Genomic DNA, 15,044 nt, shown 5'->3' on the forward strand with positions numbered 1-15,044 from the left:
AAAATAAAATTTATTTTCTTCTCCCAATCCCCAGCTCAATCACTGTATTATTCATATTCAGCACCCGCATATACTGAAAATCCGACATAATCTTCCGGATCACTCCAATCCCCCCGACCGTCACCTCTCCTTCTTCTGTCTGATATTCCACCGGATTAAACGGCGCCCCGTCATCCCGGATGCGCAGAATATACTTGTCATCCTGAATCGTAAAGCTGATATCCATGTAATTCTTTTTCCCGTCCCTGTACCCATACTGCACGACATTCGCGGCGATCTCCTCTGTCGCCAGCCCGAGCAGCCTGGCGTCCCGCTCCGCGATGCCGTTCTCTTCACAAAACAAGAACAGCCTCTCGCGAAACGCGATTACCTCCTTCATATCATTGCGGATCGAAACATCCAAAAACTTCTCGTCCCGGATCGATGGCAGCATATACACATCCCCGTCCTCAAAGCGGCCCCTCTTCTGTCCCGCGATGCGGAAAGCCGTGGCGAGCAGGATCGTAACCGCCTCGCTCACAGCCGCCATAGCGCAGACGCCCGGAAGGCCCCATTTAACGATCCCGAGCAGGCTGAGCGGCACGATCACCGCAAACCCCTGCAGTACCGTCACCACCGTAGACAGCATCGGCTGCAGGATGGTCTGATAATACGCCATCAGGAACTTATTGTACACATAGAACGGGAACCCCAGGCAAAAGATGCGCAGCGCCGTCCTGGTGAGAGACAGCATCTCCCCCCGCGCAATGCCGAACAGCCCTGCGATCGCCTGCGGGGCCGCGAGGAACAAAGCGATCAGGACTGCGATCGCCAGATAGCTGTAGGCAAGCGTTCTCCGGCACAGCGTCCGGATCCCGTAATAGTCCCGCTCCCCGTAGAGAATACCCGCAATATTCTGAATCAGCCCGATGATGCCTCCCACGCACAGCTCGGCGATCAGCACCGCGTTCGCGCAGACCGAATACACGGCCATGGAATCATTTCCCAGAAGCCGCACGATCGCTGAATTGATGATCACAGACTTTAAGGCAGACATCAGCGTAAAAGCCGCGCTCGGAATCCCCGCCTTAAGGGCGGTTCCCACAAGGGAGAGCGTCGCCTTACCCGGCTTCGCCAGGCGCAGCATCCGGTTTTTGGAACGAAAATAGAACACGGCTGTCGCCATACCCGCCAGATAGCCGATAACAGTAGAAAGAGCGCTGCCCGCCATGCCCATGTGAAAGACCTGCAGAAACACCACATCCAGAGTCAGATTGACCGCATTGGCAATGATAAAGAGCGCGCTCCCAAGCTGCGGATGGTTGTCTGCATTCATAAAATAGCAGAATATAATCGCCGTAGTCAAAATGGGGATACCGGCAAAATTGACCGCGATATACGGCCTTGCGAGAGCCGCCAGCGCTTCATTTCCGGAAAGCGCCTCCGCCAGGAGCCCGGGAAGGACCGGGGTGAGGAGCGCAAAAAGCAGGGAGATAAAAAGGCCCGCTAAAATGGACGCGCTGAATACGCCGCCCGCTTCCTCTGTACTGCGTTTTCCCAGAAGCACCGCCGCCCCGGCAGAGCCCCCCATGGCCAGCATCATGGCCGGCATCTGCAAAAGCAGAAGCGCCGGCATGGAAATCTCGATGGCCGCCATGGCCTCCGGGCCGAGGAGATTTCCCACGATCATGCCGTCCACGACATTTCCGAGCTGCATGGCGACCGTCATCAGCACGCCCGGAAGAATATACTGATGAATCTTTTTGTTGATTAAAAAAGCGTTTCGTTCCATAAATCGACTCCATCCTGTTTTCGTCCTCTGCGCGGCGCCCCGGAGCATGGCCGCTGTTCCATGCCATGCTCCAAAACGGCCGCCGCCGGCCCTTCACCGCATCATCCGCACGCTTTCTACAGCCTTCCGTCAAAGAAGCCCAGCGTCTCCAGCGCCTTCAGCGCGTTCCTCAAGTATGTTCCGTCCGGCATGGGCCATTTGAACCCGAGACGATAGAGCGCCTTTGTGGTAAACTGGTTGTCCCCGTCGATGTAGGCCGATCGGTTCTCCCTGTCGCTTGACGCATAGGCGATCAGGCCGGAGATCAGCTCGTTTTTCTCCTCATCTCCCAGGGCTTTTGCGAGCGCTTCCTGGAACTCCTCATCGCTGACCGTCTCAATCGTCATCCCCAGGGCGTTCATCTGCTCTATCACGTCCGCCATCTGAATCAGGTAGCTGCTGTACGCGTGGAAGACGGTGAAGCCGCCCTGCGCTGAGGAAAGCTTTACAATCGCTTTTGCTGTGGAGTCAATGGGCGAAAATTCGGCCGACATGTCCAGCATGGACACCGGGAATTTCCCGAGCGCCGCGTAGCCGCGCAGGGTGCGCATAAATCCGTTGGTGACGGAGTTGATCTGGAATTCTCCGTCGCTGTGGCGGCTCATCAGGTTGCCGACGCGGATTACCCGGCCCTTCATCCCCTCTGCCGCGGCTTCCAGAACCGCTTTTTCCGCGCGGAATTTGGTGTCAATGTATTTGTTGGTCAGGCTCTGCCCGAAGTATAATTCATTCTCGTGAAGCTTCTTCTCCGGCGTGAACTTTCCTCCCACATTTTCTCCGGCCACGCTGACCGTGGAGATCTGCACGAGCTCCCGCCCGGTCCGTCTGCACAGGCGGATCAGGTTCAGCACGCCCTGGTAATTTACTCTCTCCAGCGTATCGTCCGCGGAGAAATGCTTGACGCACGCCGCGCAGTTGATCACACGCTCAAAATCGTATTTCTCCAGCGCGTCCATGGCTTCTGCGTCCGTGATATCCCCCTCGATCAGCTGGATGCGCTCTCCGAAGAGCTCCTCATACGGGTTGCTGAAATAGTATACCAGCATGCTCTTGAGCCTTGCCTCCAGGGAGGCCGCTTTTCCTCTCCGCAGCAGGCAGTAAATGGTCTGATCGCCGCTGTCGAGCATGGTTTTCAGGATATGCGCGCCCAAAAAGCCGTTTGCGCCTGTCAGAAGCACGTTTCCGGAAGCGGCCGGCCGGATGGCGTCCACATATTCCAGGGTGTTGCGGCTTAAAACCGCATCCAGCGGCCCCTGGCCCGCGCTCTCCGCCTGCGCTTCGTCCGCGCCGGCGGTTTTTCCCTCCAGCTCGTTGATATGGCGCTCCAGCGCCAGGGGCGTCTTGTATTCAAACAGATCCGCATACGAAACCGGAAGCCCCGCGCTCATGCACTTCATGGCCGCCTTGGAGGCCGACAGGGACGTTCCTCCGTTTTCAAAGAAATCGTCCTCGACGCCGATCGGCTCCGTCCCCAGCGCCATCTCGAAGATCCCGCACAGGCTGCGCTGCAGCTCTGTCGCCGGTTTGACATAACGCCTGTTTTCCTTTGTGTAGTCCGGCTCCGGAAGGGCCCGCTTGTTGACCTTGCCGTTGTTTGTGAGCGGAAACTCCGGAAGCTGCATCAGGACGCTCGGGACCATGTACGGCGTTAAGTATTTCTGCATAAAAGCCGTCAGGGCCGCTTTGTCCACCTCGTCCGCGGCCACAAAATAGCCGCACAGGAACTGGTTGGCGTCTTTTTCCTTCACCAGGACGACGCTTGACTTCACGGACGGATACTGGTTGATGACATTTTCAATCTCATCCAGCTCGACGCGCAGGCCGCGCAGCTTGACCTGGTTATCCATGCGCCCCATGAATTCGATCTTCCCGTGGTGGTTCCATTTCGCCAGATCGCCGCTCCGGTACGCTCTCCTTCCCTCAAATGTGATAAATTTGTCGGCCGTCATCTCCGGTTTTCCCACATAGCCGCGGCCCACGCCGGCTCCGATAATCAGAAGCTCGCCCGGCGCTCCGGCTGGCAGAAGATTCCTGTAACGGTCAATCATGACCATTTTGATGTTTGCCATGGGCTTTCCAATGGTGATCCGCTCGTCTGACACCAGGTCGAACGCGCAGCCGATCGTGGTCTCCGTGGGGCCGTAGCCGTTGAATACCAGCGCGTTTGTGCCCAGCGCCATGATTTTTCCGTACAGCGCTTCCGGGAATGCCTCCGCGCCCACATTGAACACCCGGATCTGCGACAGGGCCTTCCTCATCTCCGGCATATCAATAATGTTGATCAAAAACGAGGGCGTACACGTCATCACATCCACCCCGTTTTCGAGGATCAGAGCGGACAGCGCCAGCGGATTGTGGATCTCCTCCTCATTCGCCATGCAGACCGTGATCCCGTGGTACAGCGGAATACATTCCTCCAGAATGGACACGTCAAAGGTGATGGCCGCAAATGCCAGCGAGACGGTCGCTTTGTAGACGTATGTCTGCGCCTCCACGTTATGGGGGTTGTCGTTTACGTAGTTTACAAGGTTCCTGTGCTCGATCATGACGCCCTTTGGCTTTCCGGTCGAGCCTGATGTGTAGATGCAGTAGCAGAGCTGTTCAGGCCGGACAGCCAGGCCGGGATTTTCCCTGTTTCCTCCCTCTGCCGTAAGCTCCTCCAGGATCAGGACGCGCGCTGAAAGCTTCTTTGCCAGTTCCCCGCGCTCCCGCAGGATCTCCAGGGGCATAATGATAAACTCCGCCCCGGAATCCTCCAGGATGTAGCTGATCCGCTCGTCCGGATAGTCCGGGTCAATGGGGAGGAACGCGCCGCCTGCCTTCATGATCCCCTGCCTTGCGGCGTACACATCCACGGTTCTGGGCAGCATCACGCCCACCATCTGCTCCATGGAAAGGCCCATATCAAGCAGGCGGTTCGCGATCGCGTTCGCGCGCTCGTTCAGCTCCCGGAAGGTCAGGCGTTCGCCGCAGGCGATCACCGCCGTCTTATCCGGATGCAGGGCCGCCTGCCGCTCAAAGAGGATATTTGCCGTGGCCGGCTCGATCGCGCAGTCTGTATCGTTATACGCATCAAGCTCGCGGCGCGCCGCGCCGCTTACCATGCAGACCTCCTTTAACCGCCTTTTTACCTGGAATTCTTCCATCACGGTGTGCAGGCTGTCCACCAGCCCCGCCGCGGTGCGCTCCTCGTAGAAGTCGCTGCGGTATTCCACCTGGTACACGACTGCGTCCCCGTTTATCAGCACGTCGATCGAGAGAGGCGCTTTGGCTGTGTCTAACGCGAGATCCACGCGCTCCGCCTTCTCCCCCGCGATCTCGTCAAACTGGAAATTGTCCCCCTGGAACGCGAACATGATGTCCGCCCTGATGCCGTACGCCCGGCTGATCTCGGCAAAGGAGTAGAGATCCGCGTTCATGCTGTCCATGAGCTGATCCCCGGTCTCCCGGATATACGCCCCGATCTCCTTTTCCCCGTCTAACTGGCAGTAAACCGGAAGCGTCTTTACAAGCATGGCGGCCGTGCGGGCCAGTCTCGAATCGTTCCTGCCGTTGTAAATCGTCGTGAAGACCGCCTCGTCCTTGCAGACATACCGCCCGGCCGCAAAGCCAAAGGCCGCTGTGAACAGGGCGTTCAGCGTCACTTTCCGATCCGCGCAGAACGTTTTCAGAGCGCCTATATCCGTGCGGATCGCCCTCTCGTACATGCCGCGGGCCGGCGCATCCCCCCTTAAATCCTTTGCGGGCAGGAAGTCTGTATCGCAGCCCGTGAAGATGGCGTCATAATGTTTCTTTGCCAGCGCGTACTCCGGCCCCTTAAGCGCGTTCTGCTCTGCCAGCGCCGCTTCAAAGCCGCTGAACGTTTCCCTTTCGGGCGCTTCGCCCTGATAGGCCCGGTTCACATCCCGCAGAAAGATGCCGCAGGATTCGCCGTCGCTGATGATATGATGGAATTCCAGGAACAGGTATTTCCCCTCCGGCGTATCATAGAGCTCCGCGCGGAACAAACGCTCTCCCAGAAGCGAATACGGCCTCACCAGCTCTTCGCGGCGCAGCGCATCGCGTATTTCCACCGAAAACGTCAGTTCATCGTTGCGCTTCTGCCAGATATCGCCCTGATCGTCGAGATACAGCGTGGTCTTAGTATACGGGTGCGCTTCCACCGTCTCCTCGATCGCCTGCTTAAGCCGCGCCAGATTAACGCCCTCTCCTAAGCGGAACAGGAACGGGATGTTGTAGATCGTACTGCCCGGATTGGCCGCGCACTCCACAAAGATGCCGTTCTGTGTCTGGGTAAGGGGATACGCCCCCTGTATCTCGTACGTTTCACCGCGCCCGGACGACAAAAGGAACTGCTCAAGCCGCGCGACGGTGTTGTGCTCCTTTAAATCCTTATTGCGGATCACCGCGCCCGGAAAGGCGTTCGCGAGCAGCACATTCAGCTTCACCGCGCCGATGGAGGTCAGGCCGGCCCTGTAGATGTCTGTCGTCACGCCGAATTCCCGGTGTCCGATGACCTCAGCGACGCAGTCAAAAACCGCGTTCTGCGTTTCACCCTCCGGGGGAACGATCTCCTCCTGCCTGCGCTCCGGCACGGGAAGCGCCCGCTTATTCACCTTCTGGTTCTGGTTTAAGGGGATCGCGTCGATCTGCATCGTCACAGCCGGAACCATGTACGGCGGCTTGCTCTCCTCAATAAACGCGTTCAGCGCCTCCACATCGACCGTCTGATCAGACACGACATAGGCCGCGATATATTTCCCGCCAGACGGCTCGTCGAATGCAGCTACCGTGGCGTCCCTGATGCCCGGGAAACGGCGGATGATCTCCTCCACCTCGGTCAGCTCAATGCGGAAGCCACGGATCTTGACCTGCCCGTCCCGCCTGCCGATAAACTGGATATTGCCGTCCGGCAGAAAGCGCGCGATATCCCCGGTGTGGTAAAGCCGCCCATAGCCCTCCTGGCTGCAGAACGGGTTGTCTGTATAGACCTCGGCCGTCTTTTCCGGACGGTTTAAATACCCCCTGCTCACCTGATAGCCCGCGATGCACAGCTCGCCCGGCACGCCTGCCGGCACGCGCCTTCCGAGGCTGTCCAGCACGTAGAGCTTCATATTGTCAGCCGCCCGGCCGATGGGCAGTTCCTCCTCAAACGCCGTAATCGGATAGGCCGTCGTCAGGATCGTACACTCCGTGGGGCCGTACACATTGAAATATCGGGTTTCTCCCTTTGGCTCAAAGGGCGTCAGCGCCTCCCCTCCCATGGACAGGCAGCGCAGCGTATCATTCTCCATACTGGTCGCAAAGGCCCGCCCGATCTGGGTTGTCATAAACGCATGCGTAATGCCCGTTTCCTTAAAATACGCATTCAGGGCGTTTAAATCGAGGCGGATGGACTCATCCACAATGTAAACCGCCGCCCCCAGCGTCAGGGCAGGATACATATCCATCATGTTGGCGTCAAAGCCATAGCTGGCGTACGCCGCGATCCGGGACTCCTCAGACAGCCCAAAATATCTCCGGTACCAGTTGCAGAAGGCCGCGATATTGCCGTGCTCCAGTATACAGCCCTTGGGCGTGCCCGTGGAGCCGGACGTGTACAGAAGGATAAACCGATCCTCCGGCGACGGAGACGCGGGCAGACATTCCGCCTCAGGAAGGCCCGGGATGTCCTTTGTCAGGAGAATCCGTCCCTTATAGTCCGGAACCAGCGAAAGAAGCGATTCATCCGCAATCAGCAGCGCCGCGCCCGCGTCCTCCATCATAAACGCCAGCCGCTCCTTCGGGTAGGACGGATCCAGAGGCTGATAGGCCGCGCCGGCCTTTAACACGCCGATCGAGGCGATGGCCATATATTCGCAGCGCGGAATCAGCACAGACACCGTCTGCTCCCGTCCAATGCCAAGGCCGGCGATAAAGGCCGCGAGCCGGTCTGTTATCTCATCTGCCTGGGCATACGTATAGCGTCTGTCCGTATAGACAACCGCCGTGCGGTCCGGCGTCCGCCCCGCCTGCTCGCGGAAGGCGTCGATCACGGTCTTCGTCCGGTCATACGGCGCGTCCGTCTCATTGAACCGTTCGAGAATCTGGATGTCCAGATCCGACGTAAGGCTGATCTCTCCCAGCGTTTCACAGGAAAGCAGGCCCAAAAGCGCCTTTTGCAGCATAGAAAGCAGCCCCCTGGCCGTCTCCTCACGGTACAGATCCGTGCGGTATTCCAGAGAAATTTCATAGCCCTCCCGGCTCTTCATCACCATCACGGAAACATTGGCCTGCACGTCCCCGGTCGGGATCGGCCGCGCCGGGTACTGCTCCCCGTGGAGCGCAAGCCCGCTCAGCATATCCGCCTGGTATACGAACAGGATGTCCGACGCGATCCCGTACTCCCTCGCCAGCTCCGCAAAGGAGATGCAGTCATGCCCCATCAGCTCATAGAAATCGCTCTGGAAGTCCGCAAGCCAGCCCGCGATCGGCGCGTTCTCGTCAAAGGAAGCGCAGACTGGCAGCGTGCGCACAAACATTCCCGTGGACTGCAGGAGCCCGGCTGCGTGCCGCCCGTTATTCACAGTGCAAAACAGGCTCTTATTCCCGCCGTTAAACTTCGAGAGCGCATAGGAGAACGCGCCGAGAAACAGCGTATTTTCCGAGATCCCCTTTTGTCTCACAAACTGCTCTACCGCCATTATGGAGAGCTCCTCTCCCAGCGTCATGTGCAGCCTGGCGCTCTTTGCGCTCACCGTTTTCTTCCTGAAATCCCGGATCAGGGCCTCGCCGGGATCCTCTCCCGCAAGCTTTCCCTGAAAATACGCCCGCGCCGCCTGATATCTTGGCGTTTCCTCAATCGTCTCCTCACAGACCGCCTGATCAAGCAGGGAAATCTCCTCCGGCTTCGGCGCCTCCCCGCGGTAGATCTGCGAGATCTCATCCAGAAATACCTTCACTGAGGTTCCGTCAAAAATCAGATGATGCACGTCAAAGAGGAACCATGCGCTCCCCTGCCCCTCATATACCGCCATCCGGTACAGCGGTTCCCCTTCCATGGAAAACGGCCGCACAAACCGCTTTTTATCTGCCTCAATGTCCTGCGTCTGCCTCTCCTCCACAGAAGCCTCCGTATAGCCCGGATCCACGCGCATCACTGGCGTCCCGTCCTTCAGCGCGATCCGCACGCCGAACGACGGATGGCCCGCGATCGCCCTTTTAACCGCCTCCTTGAAGCGCTCCCGGTCAAGCTTTGGCGGCAGCTCGCAGCACATGGGGATATTGTACATCGTCGCCTCCGGATCATTGACGCACTCCAGATATACGCCCATCTGGGAATCCGTCAGGCGGTATTCCTCCCGGTTCTTCGCGCGCTTTCCATATCCGCTCTCCCCCGCGTCCTTTAAAAGGCGCGCGATCCCGGCCGGCGTGCGCCCGCGAAGGACCATATCCGGCGTAAGGGAAAGCCCCTCCAGACGCCCCGAAAGTTTCAGCACATTGATGGAATCTCCGCCCAGCTTAAAGAAATCGTCGTCCGCGCCCACGGTCCCGCAGCCCAGAACCGCCTCAAAGCCGGCGCAGATCCGGCGCTCGGTCTCATCGGCAGGCTTTCGGTACGCCGCCTTATACTCCGAAATGCCCGGCGGCAGGAGCACCGAGCGGTCCAGCTTGCCGTTCGCATTCTTCGGCAGGCTCTCCAGGCGTTTAAAAAAGCGGGGAACCATGTAGTCCGGCAGCGAGGACTTTAAAAAAGCGCGGATCTGCTCCGGCGTCGTCCGGGCCTCTGACACATAGTAACCACAGAGATACTTCTGTCCGTTTCCGTCCTCAAACGCCTTCACCACCGCATTCTCCACGCCCGGAGCGGAGGACATCCGTACCTCGATCTCCCCTGTTTCCACGCGCTGCCCGTTGATCTTTACCATCCAGTCCCTTCGGTTCACATACAGATAATTTCCGTCCGGCAGACGCTTTACCACGTCTCCGGTATGTAAAAGAACGCTCCCGTCCTCCTGTTTTATAAACGTGCGTTCGCTCTGTTCCGGCATGTTCAAATATGAATCCGCAAGGATTCCCCTGATACAGAGCTCCCCTTCTTCGCCGTCCGGAACCTCCTTTCCCTCCTCGTCCAGGACGAAGAACGCAAGCCCCTCTGCAGGCTTGCCGATCGGCGTATTCTCCATCGGCGCTTCAATCCGATAATACGCTGCCATAGCCGCCGTCTCGCTCGCTCCATAGAAATTATAAAGCTCATACCCGTCCCCGCACAGCCGGCTGACCCGCTCGCTCCCGGTCGCCACTCTCTTAAGCGCCGTTCCCCGGTTTTTAAACAGCTTCAGTATCTGAGGGCTGATAAAGGCGCAGGTAATCCCCTCCCTGGCAAAGTAATCCTCGATCCGGCGAACGTCCTTCCTTGCTTCATCGCCCAGGATATGCGCCCGCCCTCCGCATGACAGGACGCTGAAATACTCCAGAACAAGCACCACAAATGCCATTGATACCATGGCCCCCATCACATCATTTTCATCTACATGAAATCCCAGACGGTTCCTCCGGACCCCCTCCGAAAGGCCCGCCATGGTGTGGATAATCCCCTTCGGGCGGCCCGTGGAGCCGGATGTATAGATGAGCATGGCGCGGCCGTCATCCGGTATTTCCCGCGCAGCGGCCGGCTCATAGCCTTCAATGTCAGAAAGCCAGTCTGTATCGATCCTCGCAGCGGCCTGACAGTCTTTTTCAATATAGTCCAGCCGCTCTGCCGGATATTCCGGCAGCACAGGCACGAATGCGCCTCCGGCCATAAGGATCCCAATCTCGGCGGCGATATACTCCATCCGGCGATCCATGCATACCAGGACGGCGCGGCCGGACAGGGAGTCCAGGCATCCGCCGTCAGGCTGGGCGGCGGAGCGCAGAAGCTTTGAGGCAATGCGGGCGCTGAGATCCGCGAGCTGGCCGTAGGTAGTGGAGCGCTGGCCGTCGCAGTCAATCAGGGCGGGCCTGTCCGGGTGTTGGCGGACGATGGTTTGGAATTGCTGTAGAAAATTCATGTGGGTTCCTCCTTTTGTAGATGGTTTTTGTATCGATGCAGTCAGAGCTTTGCTGGTCATAGATTGTATGATTGGATTTATTTCTGTATTTTTCATGTTGTTGGGAAAATGCCGGTTTGTCTTTTAATGCCGGGGAGGGCGCCGTGAAGAGGGCGCCCGCAGCCGGGCCTCTTCACGGCAAAACCGCGCTCCCGTTCATTGAAAAGCGCCGGCTGATAAAAACGGGAATTGGTTCCCGCAGGCATACCTGCATGCGCATTCGGCGATATCGGTTTGATCCGATATTTTATGTAACTATATCATTTCTGAAAAATGAATTCTATATGATGGGATATTTGGGGGATTTTATGGGACAAAAAGCGGATTGTATAACCTTTACACTTTAAAGCAACGCAGTATTGACAACTCCCGCATTCTATTCTACAATAGTCATCAACATGACAGAAAGCGAGTGAACAACCATGATTATCATAATGAAACCGCGCGCCTGTGAAGCGTCGGTACAGAAAGTAACAAACTTAATCGAGTCAAAGGGCCTTGTCGTCCATCTCTCAAAAGGCGATCAGGTTACGATCATCGGCGTAGTCGGCGATAAGGCAAAGCTTGCCGGCAGCAACATCGAGATCTCCGACGAGGTGGACAAGGTGGTATCCGTCACAGAGTCCTATAAAGTCGCTAACCGCAAGTTTCATCCGGAACCGACGGAGATCGCGCTCCAAAACACGGTTCTCGGGCCGCATACGCTTACCGTAATGTCCGGCCCCTGCGCAATCGAGAGCCGGGAGCAGCTCCTGGAAACGGCTTTTGCCGTAAAAAAGGCCGGCGCAACCGTACTCCGGGGCGGCGCTTATAAGCCCAGGACCTCCCCCTACTCCTTCCAGGGCCTGGAGACGGAGGGGCTTAAATATATGAAGGAAGCCAGAGAAGCCACCGGGCTATCCGTGATCTGCGAGGTGACCAGCGCGCACGCCATCGAGGAGGCGGTCCGGTATGTGGATATGCTCCAGATCGGAGCCAGGAACATGCAGAATTTTGAACTTTTAAAGGAGGCCGGGAAAACACGCCTCCCGATCCTTTTAAAACGCGGCCTGTCCGCCACCATTGACGAGTGGCTGAACGCGGCCGAATACATTATGTCAGAGGGAAATGAAAACGTGGCGCTCTGCGAGAGGGGCATCCGCACCTATGAAACCTCCACGCGGAACACGCTGGATTTAAGCGCTGTCCCGGTGCTGCGCGAAAAGACGCATCTGCCCATTATCGTGGATCCCAGCCATGCCACCGGCGTGCGGGCCTATGTCGAGCCGCTCGCAAAGGCCGCCGTAGCGGCGGGCGCCGACGGCCTGATGATCGAGACGCATCCCTGTCCGGAAAAAGCGCTCTCCGACGGGCCTCAGTCCCTGACCTTTGACCAGTTTGAAACGCTGATGGGCGATCTGAAGCCCTATGCGCAGCTATCGGGCAGAACACTTTAAGCAGGAGGAAGCTATGGCACATATAACGGCGGCCTTTATCGGCCTTGGACTCATCGGCGGCTCCATCGCAAAGGGCCTAAAGCGCAGGGATCCTTCTATCCGTATCATGGCCTACATGCGCACCCGCCAGACGCTTGAAAAAGCAAAGCAGGATGGGATTGTGGACGTGATCCTGGACGGGGTGGGCGAAGCGCTTCGCGGGTGCGATATCGTCTTTTTGTGTACGCCTGTGGAATACAACGCGGCTTATATGAGCCAGATCCGCCCCTTTTTAAAGGAAGGCGCGATTCTGACAGATGTGGGGAGCACCAAATCCGATATCCATGAAGCGGCCGCACGGCTGGGCTTAGAGCCTTTCTTTATAGGCGGCCATCCCATGGCCGGTTCAGAAAAGACAGGTTATGAGAATGCCACGGATCACCTCCTGGAAAACGCATACTATATTCTCACCCCCACCCCGAAAACGCCTGCCGGCGCGGTGGAAACCATGACGCGGATCGCGCGCGGCATCGGCGCGATCCCGCTGGTACTGGATTACAGAAAACACGATCTGGCGGTCGCTGCGATCAGCCATCTTCCCCATCTCATCGCCGCCAGCCTTGTGAACCTGGTGCACGACTCGGACGATCCGGATCAGCTTATGAAACGTCTGGCCGCCGGGGGCTTCAAGGACATCACAAGGATCGCGTCCTCCTCCCCGGTCATGTGGGAGCAGATCTGCCTGTCCAATGAGGCAAATATTTCCTTCATGCTGGAGCGCTACATCGACTCTCTTAAGGCTGTACACCGGCAGCTCCAAAGCAGAGAACCCGGCGCAATACGCCGCCTGTTCGAGGAGTCCGGAAGCTACCGGAATTCCTTTGCGGACAGCTCAAAAGGCGCGATCGAACCCGTCTTTTCCTTTTCCGTGGACGTCGTGGACGAGCCGGGCGCGATCACCATCATCTCATCCATCCTGTCCTCGCGGGGGATCAATATCAAAAATATCGGAATCAACCACAACCGCGAGGGCGGCGAGGGAGCGCTGCGCATCAGCTTTTATGATGAAGAATCCTTAAAAGCCGCCTGGGAACGGCTCAAAAAATACAATTACAGCCTGTTTGCCGGGTAAGGAGCCTGCCGCGAAGCGAAACACGCTCTGTCCCGGCGCAGCGTTGCATAAACAACGGATACAACAAAAAACGAGGTTATGTTATGAAATTTTCCAGAACCGCCTGTCTTAAAGGCGAAATCGCCGTTCCCGGCGACAAATCCATTTCCCACCGGAGCGTTATGCTCGGCGCGCTGGCGGAAGGAACAACGCAGATTCGCGGTTTTCTGAGCGGCGCGGACTGCTTATCCACCATCGCGTGCTTTTCTGAAATGGGGATTTCCATTGAACAAAAAGAGGATCTGGTACTCGTCCACGGGAACGGCCTGCGCGGACTCAAAAAACCGGCAAAGGTTCTCGACTGCGGCAACAGCGGCACCACCACGCGCCTGATCTCCGGCATTCTGGCGGCGCAGGAATTTGACGTCACGCTCACCGGGGACGCATCGATTCAGAAACGGCCCATGAAGCGCATCATCGAACCGCTCTCCCAGATGGGCGCCCGCATCGAAAGCCTTGCGGGAAACGGCTGCGCCCCGCTCCATATCACAGGGACCGCGCTGCGCGGCATTCACTATCACACCCCCGTGGCCTCCGCCCAGGTAAAATCCGCCATCCTTCTGGCCGGGCTTTACGCGCAGGGGGAGACGGCCGTGACCGAGCCCTATGTGTCGCGCAACCACACCGAGCTCATGCTTTCCGCCTTCGGCGCGGATATCCGCACTCAGGGAACCACAGCACGCGTTTACCCCGGACGTCCCCTGCGCGCGCAGGCAGTCACCGTACCGGGCGATATCTCATCCGCCGCCTTTTTCATTGCCGCCGCGCTGATCGTCCCCGGCTCTGAGATCCTCATAAAGAGCGTGGGCGTCAATCCGACCCGCGACGGCATCCTGCGCGTCTGCCGCAGCATGGGCGCGGATGTGACGCTTTTAAACCGTACCGACGGCCCCGGCGAGCCCACGGCGGATCTCCTCGTCCGCTCCGGAAGCCTCAAAGGATGCGTCATTGAAGGCGCCCTGATTCCCACGCTCATAGACGAGCTCCCCGTCATCGCTGTACTCGCCTGCTTCGCAGACGGCGAAACCGTTATCCGGGACGCGGCGGAGCTAAAGGTAAAGGAATCCAACCGCATCGCCGCCATGACAGAGGGACTGCGCGCCATGGGCGCCGACGCGGCGGAGACAGAGGACGGAATGATCATCCGCGGGGGACAGCCGCTTCACGGGGCTGTCATTGACAGCAGAAACGATCACCGCATCGCCATGAGCTTTGCCGTCGCCTCCCTCGCCGCCGACGGGGAAACCACTATACGGGACGCGGACTGCGTCGATATCTCCTATCCTGAGTTTTACGCGGATTTGAGGCGTCTGACGCGTTCGTAAATGTTCTTCTTGCATTTTTCATTTTTTATGCTATAATCAAAAACAAAAAAGAACCAGGGGAGCTTGTGAGGCAGGCTGAGAGGAAATTCCACAATTTCGACCCTTTACCTGATTTGGATAATGCCAACGTAGGGATGTTTATGATGAAATCTTTGCAGATCGCCGTTATCCGGCGATCTTTTTTTATGCGCAGGCCCGTATGAAGAAGTTTTCCGCCCAAACAGCGCCCACACATACCAATACGAAAGGAGC

5 protein-coding genes and 1 riboswitch are annotated in these 15,044 nt (G+C 57.8%); of the genes, 3 read left to right on the top strand and 2 right to left on the bottom strand.

The annotated features are described in order from the left end of the window. Positions 1 to 10 precede the first annotated feature (10 nt). Both NFS31_RS03405 and NFS31_RS03410 read right to left on the bottom strand, forming a co-directional pair. Positions 11 to 1,771: an MATE family efflux transporter gene (locus NFS31_RS03405; protein ID WP_251491629.1), complete on the bottom strand. Its 1,761-nt coding sequence runs from the start codon at positions 1,769 to 1,771 to the stop codon at positions 11 to 13. Positions 1,772 to 1,887: 116 nt separating this feature from the next. Beyond that, a complete protein-coding gene (locus NFS31_RS03410; protein ID WP_251491631.1) occupies positions 1,888 to 10,842 on the bottom strand; it encodes a non-ribosomal peptide synthetase in 8,955 nt (2,984 codons plus the stop codon). A gap of 461 nt (positions 10,843 to 11,303) precedes the next feature. Between NFS31_RS03410 and aroF the strand changes: the two genes are divergently transcribed. From aroF to aroA, 3 genes are all read left to right on the top strand, one after another. Then, positions 11,304 to 12,317 (top strand): 3-deoxy-7-phosphoheptulonate synthase, encoded by a 1,014-nt coding sequence (aroF, locus tag NFS31_RS03415; RefSeq protein ID WP_251491633.1) that lies wholly within the window; start codon positions 11,304 to 11,306, stop codon positions 12,315 to 12,317. Positions 12,318 to 12,330: 13 nt separating this feature from the next. After that, positions 12,331 to 13,428 (top strand): prephenate dehydrogenase, encoded by a 1,098-nt coding sequence (locus NFS31_RS03420; RefSeq protein WP_251491636.1) that lies wholly within the window; start codon positions 12,331 to 12,333, stop codon positions 13,426 to 13,428. Between the two features lie 83 nt (positions 13,429 to 13,511). Further along, a complete protein-coding gene (gene aroA, locus NFS31_RS03425) occupies positions 13,512 to 14,792 on the top strand; it encodes a 3-phosphoshikimate 1-carboxyvinyltransferase (RefSeq protein ID WP_251491638.1) in 1,281 nt (426 codons plus the stop codon). A gap of 45 nt (positions 14,793 to 14,837) precedes the next feature. Then, positions 14,838 to 14,944, top strand: a riboswitch (TPP riboswitch). Positions 14,945 to 15,044 lie beyond the last annotated feature (100 nt).

This window comes from Otoolea muris (assembly GCF_943193115.1).
Classification (GTDB): domain Bacteria; phylum Bacillota; class Clostridia; order Lachnospirales; family Lachnospiraceae; genus Otoolea; species Otoolea muris.